The organism is Paenibacillus septentrionalis (assembly GCF_042659865.1).
Classification (GTDB): Bacteria; Bacillota; Bacilli; order Paenibacillales; family Paenibacillaceae; genus Pristimantibacillus; species Pristimantibacillus septentrionalis.
Window position 1 is genome coordinate 916,267 of sequence record NZ_JBHSTE010000001.1, and the last position, 24,109, is coordinate 940,375.

Consider the following 24,109-nt stretch of genomic DNA (forward strand, 5'->3'; position numbering starts at 1 on the left):
AAAGCGATTAAGTTCAGCTAATTAAAGTCTGATGGATCAACGATCTCGCCAAATTCTCCACTAATTAAAGGAACTCCAAGCGTCAGTGAAAGCTGTCCATCTTCTGAATTCCTATGTAAGGAGGCTTGCAAGTTCACCATACTGCCGTTATCAACCCAGCGATATTGCTTCATTTGATTCACAAAATACGTCACGCTTTTTGTGCCACGATCCAAATATTCATCAACGGTTTGCGCTACCGCCAAACGTTTCAGATCATCAAGCACCTGATCATGCTTAGCTTGCCCGAAAACTTTTATATTCATTTGCACATTTTGATCCTTTGCCTGAAGCTTTCGATGCAGCAGTCCTACTGTCTCCTTCAACTCTGATGCTTTTTCAAGCTCTGAGGCATCAATCTGTAGCGTAATCGTTACTTTTTCAGCTAATTTGTCCTGTTCGGTGCGAGCCAGCCTTAATACGCTTGACTCCACCAGCCACTCGCCATCGTATACATCTCCGTTAGCTCGAATATTTTTAGGAAGCAGCTCCCCTCGCTCATTTATAAACAGTTCCTTCGCAAGTCCTTCTAGCGTATCGTAAGCGAGTGTTGCGTCCCAGCGAAGCGACCACTGTCCAGACATCGCACCGCCATCCAACAGCTCTCCGCTCCAGCTTACCAGCTGATTGAAATCCTGCAAGGCTGCATGATCCGCCTCCTTGCCCGAAATAGAACGCTCCTGAATCCAAGCAGTCAGCATCAGCATGATAACAAGTAAGAAGCTTAACATCAGCTTCCACGGAAGTCGCTGCTGCTTTACCTGCTTCCGCTTGTTTTTTGTTTTCTTCTTATCCGCTGTCTGGTCATAACTAGGTGCCATCATATAGATCATTGCAATGCCCCCTAATCACATATTTTTCTATACTTATACGCGATTAGTAAGGCAGCTCCTGCCTATGAAAGGCCACTTTCGTCCGACATTGGCAAAGCAAATTCTGTCATCATTTTCCGTTTCGACAGCCTCAGCAAGAAAGCGTCATGAACAGCTCCTGCAGCAGCTTTACATCAACGAAGCTCGACAGCAACAGCTTCTGTTTCTACATAAAAAATGCGCCACTCGCCAAGAGAATTTTCCATCTCAGCGACTAGCGCAGCAGCCATTTAGCTCTTTCCTTACTCAGCAATGCCATGTTTGTGTGCATAGATGGCAGCTTGAGTTCGATCATCTACTTCTAATTTGTTAAATATATTCGTAATATGGAACTTTACCGTCTTAACGCCGATAAATAATTCATCTGCAATCTCTTGATTCGACAGACCTCTTGCTACGCCTTTTAGCACATCCATCTCTCGATCTGTCAGTTGATCATGCAGAACAGATGCTGGTTCTACTTTAGGCTGACGCAATCGATTCATCATTTTAGCCGCTACCTGTGCTTCAATTACGGATTGACCACGTACTGCAGCGCGAATCGCATTGGCAATTTCCGTTGCTCTTGATGTTTTTAATAAATAACTGAACGCGCCTGCTTCAATAACAGGGTATAACTTGCTGTCATCAATGAAGCTTGTTAGTACGATAACCTTGCATTCTGGATGCACCTCAAGAATTCTTCGTGTTGTCTCTACTCCGTCCATTGGTTCCATCACAAGATCCATCAGAACAACATCTGGCTTATAGCTTTCAGCAAAGCGTATCCCATCGCTGCCGTTACTCGCCTCGCCTACTACTTCAATCCCATCCTCCGTGTCCAAAACTGCCGCTAATCCTATACGTACCATCTCATGATCATCCACTAATAATACGGATATTGGTCTTTCCATTCTATTTCTCCTCTCCTCATGCCTTGCTACTTACCAGTGGTGGTTCGTAAGGTATCGTGACATAGATCGCTGTACCTTCGCCAGGCTCAGATAATATGCGGAATTGACCACCTAGTTCTCTTACGCGCTCCTCCATTGTTAGCAAGCCATATGAGCCTTGTTTTCTATTTTTTATTTCAAAGCCCATGCCATTGTCCTGAATCACCATATGAATTTCCTGCTCCAACCGATACAGCTTAATGAGCATGTATTCAGCTTTTGCGTGACGCAGTGCATTAGACAGCGCCTCCTGTGCAATACGGAATAAGTGATCTTCATTTTCCTCTCTCATCACAATGGTTGTATCAACGTCCATTTCAATTTGCATCGGAATCTTTTGCTGCAGCTCTTGCACAAGAGTAGACAATGCATGCCCTAAGCTTTTTCCATCCAAATGTGTTGGCCGCAGATGCAGCAGCAGCGCGCGCATTTCCGATTGCGCAACCGACGCCATCTCCTCGATTAGCTGCACTTGACGCTGTGCTTTTTGCCAGTCATGCTCGATAGTTCGGCCTACTGCCGTAGCCGTCATCGAGATCGCAAACAGCTGCTGGCTAACAGCATCATGCAACTCACGCGCGAGGCGTTGACGTTCTTCAATAACCGCATTAAATCGGACCTGCTCTTTCCAAACTCTTTCTTCCTCACTGTTGATTTCAACATGTTCATCCTGATGTTCGCCACTCGAAATTGTGATCGGCGAATATGTATCACGCTGGTGCATCAGTTTTTTCAAAGAGGCTTTCAGCCTAGAATTAATATAATATTGATAGATGGCGGACGACGCCAATCCAACTCCTACAGCTAGGAGCATAATAATAATCCATTGGCCTTGCAGGCGCAAAAATTCCAAAATGCCAATCGCCTGCAAAATAATAATTAAAAAACAGCCAAGTATTAAAAGCCACAGTCCTGTTTCCAGCAGCTTGCGTTTTCGATATTGTTTTTGTTCAGTCTCATTTGTTTTTGTTTCACTATTTTTCACAGCGCCAGCGCTCCTGTCTACCCGCGTTTACCCAAAACACAAGAAAGAGCAGACCGAGTACCGGCCCGCCTTTCTTGCTATATTATACGTTACTCAGCGTCATTGTTTTGATTTAGTTTGCTTTTCAATGCCTCAAGCTGCTCATCAACACGAACCTGACGCTCTAAATCTGCAGCCGTTACAGGTGTGCTTGGAGCCGAGCTGCTGCTTGATGAATAGCTGTATGGTGTACGAAGTACATCCGCTTCTGCCTCAAGCTGCATAATTTTCTCTTCCATGCGCTGGAAACCACGTGATGCAGAACCGCTCTCGATTGTATGGTTAGAGCTGATTGAAGACATTTGCTTTTGTGCTTTTGCAAGCTGAGCTCTGGATGCCAGCTCATTGCGCTTGTTGCGAAGCTGGTAGAACTCATCCTTCATTTGATGCAATTGAAGCTTAAGCTCCTCCGCCTGTGCAGCAGCATTTGCATGAAGCTCGGAATATTCTGTTGCTTTCTGATCAAAGTATAACTTTTCTTCGAGCAACTTGCGAGCAAGCTCCTCATGATTGTTGCGAAGTGCCGCTTCTGCTTTAGATTCACGATCAAAGGCATTGCGCAGGCTATCATCCAAACGTTGCTTCATGCTGCGCTCATTCGCCATTTGCTTCGCTACCGTTACTTCTGCTGCATGAATTTCAGCCTCCATATCACGCAGGTATTGGTTAAGCATAACAACTGGATCCTCTAATTTATCCAACCAATCATTTACCGATGCTTTCGTCATATCTCTCATTCTTTTGAAAATACTCATAGTATTATTCTCCCTTCTCCATCTTAGAAATTTTAGCTTTTAACTCTTCGATTTCACGACGTAATGCTTTCTTCTCAAGATCATCCATCATTTGATCTGTTGCTTGTGACGGCTGATATGTCTGTTGACCTTGCGGCTGTGGATTCGTATATGGTGCAGCCCCATGTGTCCATGGTCCTTGACCAGGAGGGCGTTGATTCATTGGGTCTTGATGATAGGGGTTACCGCCGTATGGCATCCCACCATATGGACGATGCTGCTGTCCGAATGGCGTATGAAACCCAGGTGTCTTAGGAACGACTGCACTAACAATAAAGTATAGGAGAATGAATATTCCGCTCGACAAGATCGTAAGTACGACCAGCAGCACACGATATAGTGTCGCATCGACATTCGTTAGCTCTCCCAATCCACCGCATAGTCCTGTGAACATTTTATTCTCTCTAGAGCGATATAACTTTCTCACAGGGACCATCCTTCCTTGTTTAATTTATCTTTCAACTGCTGAAGCTCAAGATCAACCTCTGCGCTGCGACGGTTCGTCTTAATCGATTCACCGTACACGCCATTTTCTTTACGAAGCTGGCGCAAGCTTTGTGTTTCATACTCCATATCCTGGATGCGCGTTTCCATTTTACGCATCACTTCACCCGGTTGTTGACCATTGTTGAAGCTCATGCGTTGGTTTAATCGCTGCTGCAAACGAATTGATTCCATACGCGCCACATAATAGGAACGCTTATCGTAAACCATTTGATATTCGGTACGAAGCTCTTTAAGCTGAGCTTCAAGCTCCAGTAGTGAGGCATTGCTTTGCTCATACAACTCACGATAGTTGTTAGCCGTTTCGACGAACATCGTTTTTTCGGTAAGCAGAGAGCGGGCAATCATTTCCTCTCCAGCTTTCAATGCGATCATCGCCTGTTTTTCTTTTTGTTCAATCTGCTGCTCTGCTTGTAGCCATTGTGCTTTAAGCTGGTTTGTATGTGTTAAGTACTGCTGTTGCAGTCGCTCTGCCTCAATAATGTCATCGCGTGTGGACCATAAAAACTGGTCGATCAGCTTAACAGGATCTTCAGCCTTCTCTAGACGATCATTAAGTGTAGCTACTGAAATGTCTCGGATACGTCTAAATATTCCCATCCTTTATACCTCCTCTATCATTTTTCACTTGCCTAGTAATAACGGCGTTTTTGATTTTTCATGAAATAAATGCCTGCTGCAATCAATGCTACCGCGAAGATCAGTGTTAATAATCCACCCAGCTTACCTAATAGTAACACACAGCCAATTACTAGAAATGTACCCCCGATTACTTTTTTTCCGCTTTTTAATCCGAAATAACCACATACGATTAATGCGATCGGAATCAGAAAGGAGAAAATACCGCTTAGATCAATGTGCAAAAACTTAAGGGCGAGCAATCCGCCGATTGCGATACAAATGATACCGACTAACGATTTACTATTCATGCTTTGAAATCACCTCTTTCATCATTCATCCATCAATGTTGCTGTTGTTGTTTGTTGTTGCTTGCGTTGTCTTGCTTATGTACTTAGTATAGATAAAATTCCGATTAACCAAAACGGACTAACGGCGGTTTTTGACCTAGACCATGGTCGAGGATGGCTCTACATACTAAGACGGGGAAGGGTCTAGGACTAGCGTATGCCAACAAAAAAGCATTGCCTGTGTGTCATCTGAATACGCACACAGGCAATGCTTCTAATGAAAGATCGGGGCAAGACGCTCAATCGCAGACAAGCCTGCATGCCTCCATTTATCTTCTTTTTCAATTTTGTCATCAGGATCAAGCGGTTTTTGAAACTGCGCCAATCCAATTGCATCCAAAATGCCAAAATCATTATCATCTGAAGCGATTCCCGTATGCACCAGATGCTTTAATAAAAACGGTTGTCCAAATTCAAAAAACGCATCATCTCGATCCAGTTTTCCTTGCAGGACATAAATTGGTAAACGCAGATAAATCGTTTCACCTTCATGCTGATGCAAAATATGATCAAAAAATGCTTTGTAATACTCCCAATTTCCATTAATAACAAAGCCACGCTCTTCAAAAGCATCTTTGATCTCGCCATAGTATGCATGCTTTCCTTCAATAAAAGTAGATGGGATTGACAGCAACTTTATATGCCTCCTTCACAATTCTCTCCCACTATTGTTTCTATTAGGATGATAAGCTATACCTATCGAGCATCTGGCATGGCCTATTCTCACAACACGCGATCCATTGCAGTCAAAACCAGAAATAAAAAGACCGCCATTGAGATATTAATAATTTCGATTAGCATAAGTGTTCGCGACATTTTTGTTGGCGACTTTGGAAAAACACCGGCAAGATCTATCATATATACGATAAAATACAAGCCAGCAAGGATCTGCCCAGTTAACACAGCATAAGAGTGTGAAACCAATAATAGATAACATACAATAAATGAAGCAATTCCAAGTATGATAAGAAACAAATTAAATCCCCAAAAAACAACACCTTTTAAATGCTTGAAATCTCTATTTTCAATCGGTCCTCCTGGAACCAAAATCATTAATAATGTTACATTCAAAAACATCAACAAGCTTGCCATTATCGCGATGCTCTGCAATGCTATCCCATCCCCTCATCCATTGGTATACCATTAGCATAGCAAGAGGAAAAACGAATGTATTGTAAAAAATGAGCAGCTATATGAAAATTTTATTGGTCATTCCACAAATAACTTAATGTGATTTCATTGGTCGGTCTTTCTAATTCCTTTATCGTTTTACCTGCAAATCGCTTCGATGTTTTGATGAGGTGCGACTGATCATAGTAATGCTGCTGCATAACACTTCGATTTTCTTTATCCTCAGTTAGTTTTCTGAATTTAATAATATCTCCGTAAGTCTTTGGAGGCAGTCCAACCTTTCTCTTGAACACACGTTCTAACGTGCTCACAGACACGCTAAAAAACTCTGCCATCGTTGCAATGCTTAAGTTTTTATACTCTCGTTCAACATAATTGAGCATCTCCTCCATACGTACCGTGTCGGCTTTACGCTGTGATAGCTTATGCAGTAAAGCATGATGAATTGCTGAAATTTTCAGCTCAACATCGTTGTAGTTAATAATCGCTCGGTACATATCATTAAGGCCACTGTCCACCTCAACAGCATTTACGATTCGTTCTGTCAATTGAATGCTCGGTACATCAAACAACGTTATAAACCCTAATGGGGTTAATGAAATTCCAACCTGATGCAAACATGATCCATATTGAACGTACTTAGCAGTTTTGATCTGACCAATTACAGCTGCGTTGGGAATGATGGTTTCTTGTTTTGCTCCAATCCGTTTATATGCAGAGCCATAATTAAAAATAATATTGATATGCCCTTGTGGCATTATAATATCCTCTCTGCTTTCAGCTACCAGAAAGTCGAAATCTGCAATCCATATGTAGTCTACTAGCTTACGTAAAGCGTCTACAGATTCAAAGGTTTGAATCATCAGGGAAACACTTCCTTTATATACAACACGTACTCTCCATCACGATTAGTGGTGGATCCTCCAAAAATATTTTTTTGAAATAATAAGCATCGGCCTCAAGCTGACGGTTAAACCATGCTTCCTCTAATGATAGCTCCATCAAATTTCCCCGCGTAACGTTTATTTCTACGTTATAGTCATATTCCTTCGCCTGGTCATCTACTGGATAAAAATACTCGTCCATTACGAGCAACGCATACATCTTTAATCCATTGGAGCCTTCGATCAGCATCCATGCTTCCTGTTGATGCTCTAAGAAATTTGTTACTTTTATCGTAAAGTCGATGTCTGGATAATCCTGCTGTAATACGCCAAAAGTGCGTTGAACCGCATCTTTAATTGCTTCAATCTTTCTTGCTTTGTATTCCGAAATTTCCTCCGTAAACGGGAAAGTCGCTTCGGTAATATCGACCTCAATTCGCCCCAAAGTATCATAAGGCATGGCAGCGTCTAAAAACGGGATGTTTTGCGGCTCAGCAATTGAATCTACATATATCTGCTTGCTTACTGGATGATAGTAAAATGAGATAACATAATCGCTTACTTGATCTACACCATAAAGTACAGGAACCTCATATCCATTTTGATAGATTGGCTGGTTATAGGCTCTTAATTCTACTCTAGCATGTTGATTAGTTGAAGCTAGATAAAGTGCAGTGGTGCTGTCTTCGGGGTAATAATAGCTGTAGAAATTTATATGTTCGACCAATGCATCAGCTACCGCTTCAGCAGTAAATGGCGATGGTAGCTCCTCATTCAAATTAATTTCAAGTTCAGGCGACTGAGTATGGTTGCTTTCATTTGGGTTAGGGATGGAGTTGAGGACGGTACTAGTATTCGCACTGCATGAGCTTAGCAACAAAAATAATATAACAATAATCTTTTTCATATTCGCCCCTCTACATTCCATTTATTAGTAATAAATGTATTTTAATCTTAAGTCACATATGTTCATAATGCAACTTGTATGGATATACAGATTCGGGTGCACCTATAACCATCGGAGATCCGTCCGAACTGTACTTCTCTGTACTTATACAACAGTTTTTCTACAGGAACTGCTCTTAGTATTTTTTCCTTTCTTTTATATGAAATATATGAAAAAAATCCTCTTTAAGCATGACACTGCGTGCTTAAAGAGGATTTTGCTATCCTCGCGTATTAATAAACTAACTCACTCAATCTGACTATTAGATCTCAATATACCCAGCAAACGATAGAACACTTCAAATAGCTGCTCTCTCGTAAGCGGGGCAGTGAAATCTGTTTCCAGCAGCTCGGCCTGAGTTAAAACGCCTGCGCTGGCAATCGCTTCAATTGAAGGCTGTGCCCAAGCATGAGCTTCAATTGAAGATTGTGCGTTCACTTCTCCGAGCGGTAAATTCAATATGCGGGCAAGCATAACACATAGCGCCTCATAGCTCATCGCCGCATTTGGAGCAAAGTTGTGTTCGCTCACACCAATCAGCCACCCGCGAGCAGTTAGCTGCTCAATGTACGGCTTAGCCCAGTGCTGAGTCGGCACATCGGCGAACGACTTGACGGTACTATTACCTGCTGCTTGCTCCATGCTTGCTTCTCCATCAATTGTTTCCGCAGCTTGAGATACATCTCCAATCAATTCTACTAGCATCGCAGTCAGCTTGCTTACTTCCGCTCGCGTTGCCTGCTGCTGCAAATGAAGTGCGCCGCGCTGATCGCCTTGCACCAGTCCAATAGCTACAAGCTTGCGAATGGCCTCGCTTTGCTCATCTACGTCAGTAAACTTGCGGGTTACATCTGCAACTGTATACCATAGTCCTGCTTGCAGCTGCAGCTCGGCTATGCCTGAATCATTTAATGTAGCGTCTCTGACATAGGTTAGCTTGCCATCAGCCGCTACGCGATACAGGCCACTGCTCGATCCTGAGACTGACGATGTAGTCTTGGCAGTAAGCTGTAACTGAACGTCCAGGTCTCGCTGATCGCTGGCTGCTTTCTCTAAAACGTTCCACTGCACAGGCGCCAGCAGCGCATTCACCTCAGCACCGTTAAATCCAAGTTCCAACTGCTCGTTAGCGCTTCTGCGGACAACGATATTACTCGTTGAACGCGTAATGTCATCCTTAAGCTGCTCTGCTAATGCATCTCTATCAAATGAAACGATCTGCTCGCCCCATGTCAACACAATACGAGCACCAGCATGATTAGCAAGCTCTTTGGCTGGTATGACGAGCTCTGTCTGATTAGCAGGAATCTCAGCCCTCAGAACGGTTATGCCATTTTCCTGCGAGCTGGACAGCACTTGCTCTGTCGTCTCTGTCGGGCTTGGTACGAATGGTGGATTAGGACGTGGAGTTGAACCAGGCAAATCTCCAACTCGAATTAACTCCCAATCATCGAAATCGCCATAGTCTCCCTCAGCATGATGAACCTGAACGCCAACCTCAAGCTGACCATTGCGCACCTCGATATCAGACACCATAATCTTCTTCCATCTATCCCAGCCTGTTACTTCGAGTGGGGCCGAATAGGTTTTATTGCCTGTTGTAGCATACAGCATGCTCGTATCGGCAATTGGCTCACCCTCTATGCCAATACGCGTTTGCACAGACAGTTCATAGACGCCATTCGGAAGGTTTTGGATCAGCTGCTTCGCGCTAACCGTTTCCTGATTCCAAAAATGAATCGCATAGCTGCCTGAATAGGCGGCATCGGTGCTTCTAGTACTGTTCGTAAGCTCCCACGCACTCATATCCGGGCTTTCCAAGCCTGGATTCACAACATAGTTTTTGGGGCGAACGGTAATGCTTGCTGTAACCGTTTGACCACCAGACAATACTCCAACTAATTCATAATTCCCTGGTGTTTTTACATCGTAGCTGCTCGGTGTCCATGACAGCACCTCAACCTCGCGATACGTATCATCGCTAAATAACGCTTTGACCGTAGACGGAAGAGCCGCATAATCATCCTGACTTGTCGTTAATTGCACCGAAGCGACCGAAACAATAGTCGGTTCTACATACTGCTCTCTTGATGCGCGAACAGCAGAGAACACATTTATAGATGGAAGTGCCTCTCCAAAATAATTGAATAAAGCCTGATTTGCCCAACCGCTGCCTCCATCTGCTGGGATTGCTTCCTTCTGATAAGAAGCTGCGTAGGTTGTCGCCCAGCCTGTATCTGTACCCATTTGCCAGCCAGGCTCCCAATAAAAGATGCCGATTCCTTTTTGCTCAGGAACAGCAGCTACTGCGGCGATCACGTCACGAATGGCACTTGCTTGGCCTTGAACAGTAGCAAGATAGCCTCCCGCATCAGCCTGCGATTGACCGAAAATATGACCTGTAGGTCCATTCAGAATTGTATCTTCCAACGTATAAGCATATGAGGTTTCTACGATGGCAATCTTTTTGTTGTAGGTTGCAGCTAGCTCATCCATAACGAGCTGCAAATTGTTAAGCGTACCATGCCAAAACGGATAATAGGACAGTCCGATCACATCATAATCAAGATCACTGTATGTCGCGTAAAAACTGCTTACACGGCTTAAGCCATCCCCTGGATTGGCGCGATGAATAACAATATCGATATGATCTCCGTTTACTGCCGCTTCAAAATCTCTTACAGCTTTAATCCCTTGCTCAAGGTATGGCTTTGCTTTCTCTAGTGAATTTCCAAGCGGCCACAGCATACCGCCATTAATCTCATTGCCAATTTGAATCATGTCAGGATAAGCCTGAGCATCAACTAGTGCTTGCAAGGTTTCATACGTATAGTCATACACTTGCTTCTTCAATTCTTCCTCATTGAGCGCTGCCCATGACTTCGGAATGCTTTGTCTGCCTGGATCGGTCCAGAAGTCACTGTAATGCAAATCAACAAGCAGCTTCATATCCGCCGCCTTCGCTTGTGCAGCCATACGAACTAGCGCATCCGTATCGATATTGCCTGCGCCATAAGGTCTTCCTTGCTCATCAGAAGGATCAACCCAAGCACGCAGCCTAACCCAATTGACACCGCCATTTTTCAGCTCCGATATTAGCGAGCTTTCTACACCATCAGCAGAGTAAAATTTACGGTCAATAGCAGCTAACTCGTCCATCATCGAAATATCGGCGCCCATAATAAAATCAGAACGTGAAGCTCCAATCAGCTCATCTACTGGCTCTACGGCGATTGGCGTATATTGTTGCTGCATTGTGCTTGAAACTACCATTTCGCTGCTGCCAACAGCAACAATTTCTCCTTGCTCATACACCGTAGCCGTTATCGTAGCCTCTCCATCTCCAGCTGCCGTAACGATGCCCTGTGCATCAACCACCGCTACGCTTTCATTGCTGGATGCATATTGAATGGACTGCTGCTCGGTGATTGCAGTTGTGAGTGCTACGCTATATCCTGGTCTAAGGATGGCAGAATTCGGTTTAACCGCGACGGTTTCTGTCGTTTTTCCTGCCTTCAGCTGAATATTGCGTATATAGCCATAATGCTCACCCGAACTGTTCATTTTCACACCGATTAATAGTGAGCTGTCACTGCCAACAGAAACATTGCCTAGTCGCAGTGTAGCTGGCGCTTCCCAGCTGCTTCCGCTGTATTGAATAGGCGTTGAATATGTGCCCTCGCTTGTGATCGCATAAAATAGCGCATCAGGCCCTGGCGATGCCTGCTCACTGAATACCTCTAACGACAATTCATACTGTCCTTCTGGTACATTTGATTGCACCGCTTGCAGCTCGAATTGAAGGCTGCTGTCGCTGTAGTACTCAAGCCGTGCTGGAGAGTTCTGATCGCCAAATGTTGATGGGCGCTCCCCAATCAGCTGCCACGTCACAGCTTCCCCATTGATTGTTAAAGCATTTGAGGTGAAGCTCTCCCCCTCTTCTGCATAAATCCTCGCTCCACCTGCTTGCAGCAGAGTGAGCAGCAAGGCTGCGGTTAACAGCGCGCTTAACCATTTGCGTACGTTCATTACAACATCCCCTTTACGATATCGTTCACTTGTCAACATTCATTTCTTCGGCGTCCTACTACACAAACATGACTTCACAGGACAGTCTGCCTACTCTTTAACAGAACCTAGAACAAGCCCTTTAACGAAATACTTTTGCAGAAACGGATAAATAATCATGACAGGCAATGCACCTAGAAAAATTTGCGATGCGCGTACGGTCGTCTGTGAAAGCAGCTCCATTTCCTTTGGATTAAAGCTCATCGAGCTCATATCACGCTGCACAATTACAGTTTGGAGAAACGTCGCAAGCGGATAGTCCGTTTTGTCATTCAAATAAAGCAGTCCATCAAACCAGGAATTCCAGTGAAATACGATACTGAATAAGCCGAGCGTTGCAAGTGCAGGCAACGATACCGGCAAATAAATGCTGAACATCGTTCTAAAATGCCCTGCGCCATCAATTAAGGCTGCTTCTTCCAGCTCCTTCGGAACCCCGCGGAAGAAGTTCAGCAGCAAAATCGTAAGCCAAACATTAACCGCTCCAGGCAGCACCAGCACCCAGAACGAATTGACAAGCTGCAGCTTCTGGATGACAACATAAAAAGGAACAAGACCACCATTAAAGATCATCGTAAATACAAACAGCCATGCGTATACATTACGACCGCGAAACGCCTGTGTTTCCTTTGACAAAGGGTAGGCCGCCAGGCAAGCAAGCGTTAACGTAATGAGTGTTCCGATTACGGTTCGCTTGACCGCTACCCAAATTGAGCCTAGAAATACGGGATTATTAAGCGTTTTTTCATAAGCGATCGTCGTAAAATTAACCGGCCACAGACTAACCAAGTTACCATCTGCCGCTGCCTTCGCACTGAAGGAGACAGCCAGCACATGCCACACTGGCAGCACACAGCATATCGCGATGAGCAACAGCGCAATCGTATTGAACACATTGAATACACGATAGGATAACGTTTTATGATACATTGCCGCTCCACCTTCCTTTTGCTAAAAAATTCGGTAATTTGCCAGCTTGTAAGCCAGTCGGTACGAGATGATGATTAGCACCATTGAGACAACGGATTTGAATAAGCCTACCGCCGTTGCTATACCAAACTTTCCTTCCAGAATTGCCGTTCGATAGACGAAGGTATCGATAATGTCGCCTTTTTCATAGACAAGTGCATTGTATAGGTTGAATATTTGGTCAAAGCCAGCATTTAGAACATTACCTAACGATAGCGTTCCAACGACAACCGCCATTGGCAGCAAGGCTGGTATTGTAATAAAAATAGTTTGCTTCCAGCGCGATGCCCCATCTACCTCGGCTGCTTCATAAAGCGATGGGTTAATATTGGCTAAAGCGGCAATAAATACGATCGTTCCATAGCCAAATTCCTTCCAAACCTCGGACACGACAACGGTAAAGCGGAACCAGTTTCCATTTGATAAAAAAGGAATCGGGTCAATACCAAACATACTCATAAGGAAACGATTGACTAACCCGCCATCAGTGGATAAAATATCTACCAAAATTCCACCCAGAATAACCCAAGACAGAAAATGCGGCAAATAAACAAGCGTTTGAATCGTGCGACTAAGATAGGCTTTACGAATTTCATTAAGCAATAAGGCAAATACGAAAGGAACAATTAGATTAAACACAATTTTCAGGCCAGCAATGATAAAAGTGTTCCATATGACCTGCACGCTGTCTTGTCGTTCAAACAACAGCTTGAAATTATCCCATCCAACCCAGGGTGACCCTGTAACACCTAACCAAGGCTTAAAGTCCTGAAACGAAATGACGATCCCCAGCATTGGAACATAGTTGAACACGATGAGAAACAGCAGCGATGGCAAAATCATAAGATGAAAGGGCCAATCCTTAATTCGCTTCATAACAACGCCTCCTCCAACATTTCTTGAACCTATTAGATACGCTTCGTTGTACAAGAAATGTACATCGGAAGCATCTGCCTAACATTTCATGGGCTACAACTGGTACACTTCACAGAACATGAAATGTACCCCGTAAGCATCTACCTAACATTTCATGGGCTACACCGGTACACTTCACTGAACAAGAAATGTACCTCGTAAGCATCCACCTAACATTTCACTTTCTATAAATAAAGCTCGTTCAGCGCTGCTTCCTAGCTGCTGAACGAGCTTGTAACGTTCACTATTACTTCACGCCGTTATACCATTCATTGACTTCAGCAGTAATTTGGTCTCCGCCCTCAGCTTTCCATTGAGCAACGAAGTCATCAAAGGCGTTAATATCCTTGTTGCCATAAATGATTTCATTCATCGTTGTTAATTCAAGCTTTTTTAAATAATCAAGCTTGCTGCTCATCGTTGGTGTTGGTGGTCCTGTGAACATGTTTTTGAATGAAATGTCTTCTTGCTGCAGCAGCACTACAGCCGCAGAAGGCGTCTCGACGCCATAGGAAGCCTTCACTTCTTTTTCAAGACGAGTTACAGGCTCCTTGCCGTCTGCCAGATTCATCAATGCTTTCATCTGTGCATCAGGAATACGCGCGCCATCACGAACAAGCAAGTAGCGGACAGCGTTTACATAACCGCCAGGAATATCGTCCCAACGAAGCAGCGAGCCATCATCTGCAATGTCATAATCATAGTTTTTGAATAGTCCGTTTTCAAAAACACCGCCTTCTTTTGGATCAGCGTAATTATCAAACAGGTAGTTTTGGTACGTGAAAAATGCTTCAGGATGCTCCATTTTCGTGCTAATCAGCGTAACGCCATTCGTGTAATGCGTACCGTGACGCATTGCTTTACCGTCTGGACCTGTAGGAATCGGATATGGCTTCCATACCGCAGCTGGATCATTTACTGCTGTATCTGACAGCGGCCATCCGCTCATCCAGTATGGACCTGCGATAATGCCTGCCGTACCCGCTACTGCAGGAACCGAGGTTTGATTTTCATCCCATAGTGCAATTTCCTGTGGAATATAGCCCTTGCTGTGCCAATCACGCAGCAGCGCCAACCCTTCCTTCATACCCGCGTGAATCGAACCGTACTCTAGTGTTCCGTCTTCTGCAAGATTCCACTGTTCCGGCAAAGTTCCAAATGCCCCGAAAATCCATGAAGGGTCTCCCATCCAAGTGTTCAAACTCATTTTCGTTCCTGTACTTAACGGCGTTACCTCATTTGGCTTTAAGCCAGACGGGTTATTATTTTTGAATTGATCAAGCACATGCTCTAGCTCAGCCATTGTTTTTGGCGCCTCTAGCTTCAAGGCATCAAGCCAATCCTGACGGATCCATAGCAAGTAATCATGGTTGTAAGCATAATCGAGCACCGGGATGCCCATACGCTTGCCATCACGCGTATACGGATTCCAAACATTTTCGTCAAGCGCCATTGCCTGCTTCCATGTATCACTTGCATACTCATCGAACAAAGAGCCTACCTCGCGGAACAGACCAGAATCGATTAATTCATGTGCGAGTTGTTCATCTCCAATCGTTACAACATCTGGAATATCGTTGCCCGAGTTAAGAGAGAGTCGCATTTTAGTTTGAAATGCATTGTTCGAATCCGTTACCGACCATAGCGATTTTATTTCAATCCCCAGCGTCTCTAGTGCCCATTTTGTTGCAACATTGTTCTCTATCGTTTCGTTGTTTTTGAACTTCAGTTCTGGATCAATTCCCCATACTGTCGAAATTGTCACAGGAGGATCATACTTTTCCTTATAAGCTGAGCCGTTGCTTTCATTGTCTGTTTGATTTTCTGACTGTGCGCCATCTGGCGGTGGTGTGCTATTCGTAGTCGAACCTCCATTATTCCCGCTGCATGCCGCTATAACAGAAACAAGCATAATGAGAATCAATGATAGTAAAACCTTTCTCATCTTTATACCCCCTTACGAATATGTGCTACACCTTGATTATAAATTGGGGCGTTTTAGCAACCTATGACACTGTCACAACATTTCTGCACCTTTTCCAACCTATTATTGATCTCGATATTCATTCGGGGTACAGCCGTAATATTTTTTGAAAATTTTACTGAAGTATTGCGGGTTTTGATAGCCTAGCTCCATCGTAATTTCATAGATTTTTTTATTCGTATGCTTTAGCATGTAGACGGCTTTCTCCATACGGATGCGAATAATATAATCACCAAGACTTTCGCCTGTTTCATTTTTATATAGCTTGGACAGGTAAACGGGATGCAAAAACACACGATCAGCAATGGTTTTAACAGAGGTATCGCCCCCCAACTCCTTGCTGACAAGCTCCTGTACCTGCTTTATGATATGCTTTTTATGATAGATGTCGCTTTCGTCATATTGCATGGATAGCAAATCCAGCATTTCGTTGGACCATGCTCGCAAGTTTGAAGCAGTCAGCATAATGGAACGATCCAGCAATAAGTTTGCACCCTGAGGGTCTATGCTGTGCAAATCAATTCCCATTTTGCTAGCTACATAAATCAGTCCATTCGATATCGCAATAAACGCCTCATACAGCCGTTCACGCGTATGATACGAGTTGCTTATAAAAAAAGCATGCAGCTTTTCTTTTGCTGCCTCCCATCGACCGCTTTCGAGCAAATGTATAAAAGTTGGCGGCTTGTGCAGCTCCTCTAGCGCAGTATTGCTTGTTTGCTGCTTAATCCACTGCTCATCCAGCATTACAATGCTTGCTTCATCAAGCTGTAATCGATACAAGGCTGTTAAGGCTTCGCGATAATGCTTGGGAAGCTCCTCAGGAAACCTGATCCAGTCAGAGGCAACAATCGAAATTTCTCCATTAAGATAGCTCGATACCTTCTGCTGAAGCAAATGATACAGCGTCTTCATCTTTTGCTTATCTGTATAATCCGTACTAGCATCATCCGGCAATGCAATAAGCATGATGACATGATCCTGCGGTGAGCTGCTATGCCACACTTGGTACGGCTTAGCGAAAATCTCCTCGGCTATATTGCCCACAGCATATTCAATAAGCTCACTCGACTGGCGATCCATCTCGCGAAATCGGCCCGCCAACTGAACCGTCAGCAGCACGCAAGCTTGATTGACCTCGAGCCCAATCCCGTATTGCCTGAGCAGGGACTGCAAGGCAGAAGCTGTGCGCTTTCTTCCTAACAGCAGTTCATGCATTAATTGTCTGCTCAGCACCGTATGCTCTGTTCTGCGAATATATTGCTGACGCTGTTCTTCCTCTGCTTGCCTCCACTCCTGCCTGAGCACTTCAACCTGCGACGAGATGCAGGAAACGAACGCATCATCATCTACAGGCTTTAGTAAATAGTCACATGCTTGAAGCTTCAGTGCACGCTGTGCATATTCAAAATCGGAATAACCCGTAAGCAGCACCGTCTTCAAGCCCGGCCATTTGTCCTTAGCCTGCTCGATCAGCTCTAGTCCACTCTTCTCCGGCATTCGAATATCAGTAACTAGAATGTCTATCCGCTGTTCCTCCATTACATCAAGTGCCTCGGCTGCTGAAGCAGCCTGATATACCCCTTCGACGCCAAGCTCTTTCCAAGGAATGGTTGCAGCCAGGCTCTCTGTTACATAAGTTTCATCATCAACGAGCAAGATGTCCACCATTGTCTATTTCCTCCTCTGAATCGCTTACTGACCAGCTTATCGTGACACTTAATCCACCCAGCTTGGAGGGCTGCAACATGATACCTGCGCCACCTCCGTAACGCAAGACCATTCTCTGATGCACGTTCCATAGTCCACACCCCATGTCCTCCTGCATCGGATAATGCAGTCGCTTGCTCAGCGCTACAATGTCTGCTTCCTTCATGCCTTTTCCGTCATCTTCTACCGTAATGTTTATCCTGTTGCGCTTTTTTTCTGCTGTAATCTGAATCATGCTGGATGAGCCGGATTGCTCGATTCCATGCAAAACTGCATTTTCTACCAGTGGCTGAATGGAAAGCGGCGGAATCATCTCCTCCAACACATGCTTAGGCATATTGATCTGATAGGTTAGACGCTTCATACGCATGACACTAATATCCAAATAATGCTGGACAAATTTCACCTCTTCCTGCAGTGGAACAAGCTCCTTTTCCTGTCTTGTCGTATAGCGATAGTAATGCGAAAGATTTTGCGACATCGCAATAATCGCAGCGTAGTTCTGAAGCTTGGCCATACTGGATATGAACGAAAAACAATTATAAAAAAAGTGCGGATTAATTTGAGACTGCAGCTGCTTTAGCTTTGCCTCGCGGATATGAATCTGTTCCAAATAAGAACGCTCGAACAGCTCTTGTATTTGCGTAACCATCGAATTAAAACGGTTGAACAAAAAGGTAAATTCCGTATTCCCCTTTGGTTGAAGCCTGACGGAATAGTCCTCCTTCTTTACACGTTGAAAACTGGTGACAAGCTGCTTGATAGGTACTTGAACCTGAACATATAAAATATAAATAACGACTGCTGCCATCAGAAGCAAAGTTGCTACCGAGGCATAAAACAGCTTATTGCTTTTCGTGATTGGAAGCATCACTTCGGATATTGGCAAATAATCGATCAAAATCCAGCCAGTCGTTGTTGAGCGCTCCATATTGACAAGATAAGCTTCTCCCTCTAGCGTTACGATCTCATAGCCTGACTTTTCCAGTTCATGAAGCCGCAAATGATCAACTAATTGAGCAACCAATTGCTTATTGGCGGCAGAATTGTATATGATTTCGTCTTCCTTTACGTAGTAGAACGGATTTCGCTGCCCATCGCCTCGAAACGCATCAAGCATCTGTTGAATATTGCTGCTGCTGAATTGAACCTCCAATACAAGATTCGAATGCTCGGGACTGCTGGAGCTTGAAAATGGGGAAACGGTAACAAGTGAGAACTGATACTCGGACGCGCTGTCTGCGAAGCTGCTCATTTGCCAGCCTGAGACAGATAATGAGGATAGGTAGTCCTCATCTAGGCTGAACACCTTGCTTGACGTAATAACCCTTTGCAGCGAGGGTGAATAGATGGTTAGCTGACTCGCCCAGTTCACAGAGTTTTCTTGAATACTTAGCTTCTTCTGAATGCGTTTAATAAGCTCGATCGTTTCCAAATCCAAATAATCCCCTTCCAGCTTATGGATATCCTTCAGATTAGATATATCGGGATCATAGATTAAAAGGTTAGGCCACTGACTAATGGAGTGAATCGTAGTGTCAATCTGCTGTTGGAAAAAACGAAGCTGATCTCGACTTGAGTTTTGCAGTTCCTCACGCAGCACACCAGAGCTCGTCTTATTGGAATAAACGTAGAGCACAATAATCGGAATAAGCATAACGACCAATATCGTTAACATTTTTTTATATAAATTAAATGTCGGCATTCCGCCTCACCTCATATCTGTATCATTTAGATGCTAATGGATATAAAAGCGTTTTCATAGTATATTTTATCAATATTTATGGTATTTTTTTATCATTTTTATTTTCAACACAATAGAACCTTATTAATTTCACATGTTATACCTGTCTGTTTATAGGTGTTTTTACATCTAACCAGAAAACGTTTACATCCCTTTTTCAACAAGTAAACAAATGAAGCAAGAGCAAAGAAATGCACATTGTTTACAGCGCTTTCATTCTCCATAATTAAAGCGTATTCATTTTTAGCTGCTTATGCTTCATAACTCAAAAACAGCATGCTTTTTCAGTAAGGGGGCCGTTTCATGCATAACGTACTTATCGTTGATCCGAATACCACTACTCTAAAAGAAACAGAAGCTTTAATTCGACGTCTTGCAACTGGGTTTGACGTTTACACAAACACGAGTCAAGTTAATAATGTCATTTCACTTCTAGAACAGCAGCAGTATTCTTTAATTATTATTAATATGAAAAGCTATAATTCTAGCGGAATCGTGCTTTGCAGTCGCATTCGCCAGGTAAGTCGCGTTCCAATTCTATTGCTTGGAGGTAAAAATGACTTCCGTCTTGCTAGAAAAGCACTAACGTATCAAATCAACGACTATATACCAGAACCGCTAAATGAGGGTGCTCTACTCTCCAGTTTGCGTTCTATAAAAAAAGAGCTTGATGGACGCTACACCTACTACCCGGCTGCATTTATCCCACAGCATACAGCACTTAAGAAAAAAGATGATGCTTCGAAAGCTGTCATTGATTCGGTGAAACGTTACGTCCAGAATGAATTGCATCAAAATATTACGTTGAAAAAAATCTCGAGATTGTTGCACTTTAACTGTGCATACTTAGGACAAAAGTTCAAGAACTATGAAAACATGTCCTTTAATGAATATTTATTGCAGCAACGAATGGAAAAGGCAAAGCTTCTTCTTAAAAAGACAGATCTAAAGATCTATGAAATCGCAAATGAAATCGGCTACACCGAAATTGACTGGTTCTATAAAAAGTTTAAGGAGTATACTGGCTCAAGCGCTAATGAGTATAGAAAAAGATACGAGTTGTCCAGAGCCAATTAATTTATATAAGAAAAAAGCCTGCTGCGGCAGGCTTTTTTCTTATATATCGTTATTTAATTTGTTGGTACTCACTGCCGATACGCTTATAGAAGTGGAAATAATCAACGTCTACATAGCCTCCGCTTTGTTCGCTCGCATAATTGAACAATCCAATACGATAGCCCATAAAATGATCAAGTGTATATTTCATGTTCAAGGCACGACCTATTGGCTTCCATTCGCCATCAACTTCTGCATAATAGAATGTTGCAAGATCGACACTATTCTCAAAGTCAAACTCAATTTTCAGGTAAATATCAGATGCCCCAATCGATGTAGCTTCAACAATCTCCTCCAAACCTGATCCGTCATTCACTGTCATTACAACTGAACGATTTCCTAAAGCATCAACCTTAACCCCTACCGTGCCAAAGCCACTTTGCAGAGCAATCATTCCAGCGTGATCACCTGGCTTCATCTTCGATACATCGATGGCCGTGGTCCCAATGCAGGCCGGACCTTCTGTACGCTGCGTTAACGTATTTCTTGCATGAAGCACGCTTTTGACGACAGCTCCTGTTTTTAGCCTTAAATGTCCTGCTCGTTCGGTCACAGACCAAAGCTGGTTGTCAGGATTGTGATTCCATTGCCATTGCAAGGCAAGCTTATTGTCTTCATATGTGAATTCATCACTGCACACAATTGGCTTAGTCGGCGTGAACGGAAGAGGTACTTCGAATGTCTCTGGCACCTGACCATTTATGCCATGAATCGGCCAACCATCCTGCCATGTAACAGGCACCACAACCGGAATTCTTCCTACTGCGTCATGATCCTGGAACAGAACAGCAAACCAATTTTCATGCTCATCAGCTACAATGCCGCCTTGTGCGACCCCATGATTACGATACCCCATATTATCATCCAATACGATTTTATGCTCGAAAGGTCCAAGCAGACTTTCTGAGCGATAGCAAACTTGTCTGCGACGATGATTCCCACCTCTTGGCCATTCAATAAAGAAAAAGTAATAAAATCCGTTGATCTTATAGGCATGACAGCCTTCAATTCTCAGACCAATACCTTCTGTTTCGCCTTGTAACAGCAGTTGGTTAATACCGCCTTCTTTTACCGCTGTAAGATCAGAAGTCAGCTCTGTAATATGAATGTTTCCGTTGCCATAAATAACAAATACACGGCCTTCATCAAACAACAAGCTAGGGTCATGATATAAATGCTTGATCACTGAACGCTGCCATTCGCCGTTTTCAATATCGTCGGTACGGTATACATAAAATTGCCCTGTGTCGTTGCAAGAAAAACAAACATAGTAGATTCCTTCATGCTCACGCAAGCAGGCTGCCCATGACCCCTTACCATAGATATGTTTACCATCAACCAGATTGTGCTGATCATTATCTTCCAATGAATCAAACACATAGTTAACGATTTCCCAATTGTTCAAATCTTTCGATCTCATGATCGGGCATCCTGGCATAACATGCATGCTAGTGCTTACCATGTAAAAATACTGACGCGAGTAAATAACGTCCACATCAGGGACATCGGCCCAAATGACTGGATTTTGAACTGTCGCTGTTGCCGTTTGCATGTGCATTCATCCTTTCCGTTATCGTTCAGGTATCACTAGTGTTGACGCTACTGAACGCAATTCTGGGTTTAAATCTTCTTCTTCTGTCAAGTAAAGTACCGGCTCTCCATCAATATCAAAATGAACTCTTCGAATTCCTGTACTTCTCGGTGCATTTAATCCTGGACGTGCATGATAGACGTTAAGTAAATTACCTTCTCTATCCTCGATATAGCTGTTGTGTCCTGGTCCAAACTCACCCTCTACCGAACGTGAAGTTAGCAATGGATAGTTCCACTTGATCCAGCTAGCAGGGTCAAGTAAATTAGCGCCTCTTGCTGCTCTAAGCATGCCTACACAATAGGTTGCGTTCACCAGGGCACTTGAAAGCGTCATATAAATATAGTTTTGATCAATAATGGCATACGGACCTTCATCTACAAACGTATGATTGTTCGCCCAACCATATTCTGGCTTGGAAATAAGAACTGGATCGGAGGTCAACTGCCATGGCTTTATTGGATCAATCGTTGCAATGTATAGCCATGATCCTGTATCTACAGGCTTAAATTGTCTTTGTGCCCACAGAACGTAATGTCCGCCATCTACTTCTACATATGTCATATCAAGCGTAATACCATCAGTAAACAATGGGCTGCCGTCATTCTTAATTACTGGAATCGGTTTTTCCCAATCCTCAGCTTTTATCGGCTCTCCACCTGGCTTTAGCTTCATCATTTGACTACGGATATCAACAAATTCACCGCTGCTGCATGCGAACAAGAGATAGAGGTCATCTCCTATAATATGAAATTCAGGCGCCCAAAAAAACATCTTCAGCTCTGGGTAGCTGTTTTGATCTAGTATAAGATGCTCCTCGGCATGCTCGATACCGTCAATGGTATCAGCTTTTCTTACAAAGAAGCGCAAATTGCCTGCTGTTGTATCATCTGTTGCAATAAAATAGTAAGAGCCTTGAAAGTACATCATGCAAGGATCGGCACGATGAGATGCGATAGGAAAGCGATAAAATTGCTGGTAAGCTTCTCCTTTTATCTCATAAGAACCCGCACGTTCCCAATCAACTGCACTCGTATCCCATTTTACTTTTTTATTTGCCGTTGATCCATCACTATAAATAGCAGTCGCTCGGATGTTCTCTAATTCTATTAAGGATGCTGCTTCGATCACTTTTGGTACATGAACCGAATGGTTATAAATTCTGCCAAGCTTATTCTTTATTGTTGTACCCAGTTTTTGTGGAATTTCAATGACATTACGTTCATTGGCATCCTTAACTAAGCCCTTATTGCCTTGTAGCTGAAACGCTTCAGCCTTGACTGGAGGAGTTGCATGATCCAGCAAGTTCAGATCATCGATCGTATTTTTGTAATACTGACCATCCTCGTCACGCCAGTGTATGACATACACTGAACGCTCTTGCTCATAATAGCAAATCGCGTCCTCTACATAGCTATCAGATTTAACGTTCAGCTGCCCAAGCTCCTCATAGTGAATGAGATTCGATGATCGAAACAGCAATACTGAGCCGACACTTTCTTGATCCTTAGAACCATCTGCTTCAGTTCGCTGTGCAATGACACCGTAATTTCCATCCTTTAGCTCGAATATGTAGGGGTTTTTCAAGCTCTTCGCTGTCAATGTCTCATTTTCATTTGAAACCGCTTTAGCAAATAACACGCCAGAATTATCATTTAACGGCGTATAACTCGTTCCATCCTCACTATATGCCAAATGCATACTGTAAGCGAGCTTCTCAGAATAAACTTCGCTTTCTTGAGCGGTTCTCGTATAACAAAGAATGAATGCTGTTTCCGTTCGTTTCACTATATTACTCCTTACTTTAATATAATGGCACGCCAGATCATATGGAAATGGGATCGATCCAAACGTGTAGTTGACTTAGCCTTACATTTATGAACTATATCAACCGCTACCTGCATCAGCAACATGTCTA

The 24,109-nt window shown here is 43.5% G+C and carries 20 protein-coding genes; 1 reads left to right on the forward strand and 19 read right to left on the reverse strand.

The features are described from left to right. Positions 1-17: 17 nt before the first annotated feature. From ACFP56_RS04225 to ACFP56_RS04305, 17 genes are all read right to left on the reverse strand, one after another. A complete protein-coding gene (locus ACFP56_RS04225; protein ID WP_379231449.1) occupies positions 18-872 on the reverse strand; it encodes a YwmB family TATA-box binding protein in 855 nt (284 codons plus the stop codon). Positions 873-1,153: 281 nt separating this feature from the next. Beyond that, positions 1,154-1,804, reverse strand: coding sequence for a response regulator (locus ACFP56_RS04230; RefSeq protein WP_379231452.1), 651 nt, complete (start codon positions 1,802-1,804; stop codon positions 1,154-1,156). Between the two features lie 16 nt (positions 1,805-1,820). After that, positions 1,821-2,828 (reverse strand): sensor histidine kinase, encoded by a 1,008-nt coding sequence (locus ACFP56_RS04235; protein WP_379231454.1) that lies wholly within the window; start codon positions 2,826-2,828, stop codon positions 1,821-1,823. Positions 2,829-2,917: 89 nt separating this feature from the next. Continuing rightward, the gene (locus ACFP56_RS04240; protein ID WP_379231456.1) at positions 2,918-3,622 is read right to left on the reverse strand and encodes a PspA/IM30 family protein; all 705 of its coding nucleotides are present in this window, start codon (positions 3,620-3,622) and stop codon (positions 2,918-2,920) included. A 4-nt stretch (positions 3,623-3,626) separates the two neighbouring features. Continuing rightward, positions 3,627-4,097 (reverse strand): PspC domain-containing protein, encoded by a 471-nt coding sequence (locus tag ACFP56_RS04245; RefSeq protein ID WP_379231458.1) that lies wholly within the window; start codon positions 4,095-4,097, stop codon positions 3,627-3,629. After that, positions 4,085-4,765: a PspA/IM30 family protein gene (locus ACFP56_RS04250; RefSeq protein ID WP_379231460.1), complete on the reverse strand. Its 681-nt coding sequence runs from the start codon at positions 4,763-4,765 to the stop codon at positions 4,085-4,087. Before ACFP56_RS04250 ends, ACFP56_RS04245 begins: the two co-directional genes overlap by 13 nt. A gap of 32 nt (positions 4,766-4,797) precedes the next feature. Further along, positions 4,798-5,094, reverse strand: coding sequence for a LiaF transmembrane domain-containing protein (locus tag ACFP56_RS04255; RefSeq protein ID WP_379231462.1), 297 nt, complete (start codon positions 5,092-5,094; stop codon positions 4,798-4,800). A gap of 253 nt (positions 5,095-5,347) precedes the next feature. Then, on the reverse strand, positions 5,348-5,767 hold the full coding sequence (locus ACFP56_RS04260) for a YugN family protein (protein WP_379231464.1): 420 nt from the start codon (positions 5,765-5,767) through the stop codon (positions 5,348-5,350). A gap of 89 nt (positions 5,768-5,856) precedes the next feature. After that, a complete protein-coding gene (locus ACFP56_RS04265; RefSeq protein WP_379231466.1) occupies positions 5,857-6,243 on the reverse strand; it encodes a hypothetical protein in 387 nt (128 codons plus the stop codon). Positions 6,244-6,335: 92 nt separating this feature from the next. Then, the gene (locus ACFP56_RS04270; RefSeq protein ID WP_379231468.1) at positions 6,336-7,127 is read right to left on the reverse strand and encodes a DUF6597 domain-containing transcriptional factor; all 792 of its coding nucleotides are present in this window, start codon (positions 7,125-7,127) and stop codon (positions 6,336-6,338) included. Between the two features lie 16 nt (positions 7,128-7,143). Then, complete coding sequence (locus tag ACFP56_RS04275) at positions 7,144-8,055, reverse strand: hypothetical protein (protein WP_379231470.1); 912 nt, start codon at positions 8,053-8,055, stop codon at positions 7,144-7,146. 285 nt (positions 8,056-8,340) lie between these two features. Then, positions 8,341-12,123, reverse strand: a complete 3,783-nt coding sequence (locus tag ACFP56_RS04280; protein ID WP_379231472.1) for a glycosyl hydrolase 53 family protein — start codon at positions 12,121-12,123, stop codon at positions 8,341-8,343. Positions 12,124-12,213: 90 nt separating this feature from the next. After that, entirely contained in the window at positions 12,214-13,092 is an 879-nt protein-coding gene (locus ACFP56_RS04285; RefSeq protein ID WP_379231474.1) for a carbohydrate ABC transporter permease, read from the reverse strand. 21 nt (positions 13,093-13,113) lie between these two features. After that, positions 13,114-14,007: an ABC transporter permease gene (locus ACFP56_RS04290; protein WP_379231476.1), complete on the reverse strand. Its 894-nt coding sequence runs from the start codon at positions 14,005-14,007 to the stop codon at positions 13,114-13,116. A 286-nt stretch (positions 14,008-14,293) separates the two neighbouring features. Beyond that, entirely contained in the window at positions 14,294-15,991 is a 1,698-nt protein-coding gene (locus ACFP56_RS04295; protein ID WP_379231478.1) for an extracellular solute-binding protein, read from the reverse strand. Between the two features lie 102 nt (positions 15,992-16,093). Next, complete coding sequence (locus ACFP56_RS04300) at positions 16,094-17,701, reverse strand: response regulator (RefSeq protein ID WP_379231480.1); 1,608 nt, start codon at positions 17,699-17,701, stop codon at positions 16,094-16,096. Next, positions 17,679-19,445 (reverse strand): sensor histidine kinase, encoded by a 1,767-nt coding sequence (locus ACFP56_RS04305; protein WP_379231482.1) that lies wholly within the window; start codon positions 19,443-19,445, stop codon positions 17,679-17,681. Before ACFP56_RS04305 ends, ACFP56_RS04300 begins: the two co-directional genes overlap by 23 nt. A 342-nt stretch (positions 19,446-19,787) precedes the next feature. On the opposite strand from ACFP56_RS04305, the gene ACFP56_RS04310 reads away from it, so the two are divergent. Continuing rightward, positions 19,788-20,561 (forward strand): helix-turn-helix domain-containing protein, encoded by a 774-nt coding sequence (locus ACFP56_RS04310; RefSeq protein ID WP_379231484.1) that lies wholly within the window; start codon positions 19,788-19,790, stop codon positions 20,559-20,561. A 49-nt stretch (positions 20,562-20,610) separates the two neighbouring features. Here the strand turns inward: ACFP56_RS04310 and ACFP56_RS04315 are convergent, their stop codons facing one another. After that, positions 20,611-22,152 carry a glycoside hydrolase family 43 protein gene (locus ACFP56_RS04315; RefSeq protein ID WP_379231486.1) on the reverse strand — a complete coding sequence of 514 codons (1,542 nt, stop codon included), beginning with the start codon at positions 22,150-22,152 and terminating at the stop codon, positions 20,611-20,613. Positions 22,153-22,170: 18 nt separating this feature from the next. Then, on the reverse strand, positions 22,171-23,979 hold the full coding sequence (locus ACFP56_RS04320; protein ID WP_379231488.1) for a family 43 glycosylhydrolase: 1,809 nt from the start codon (positions 23,977-23,979) through the stop codon (positions 22,171-22,173). Between the last annotated feature and the right edge of the window lie 130 nt (positions 23,980-24,109).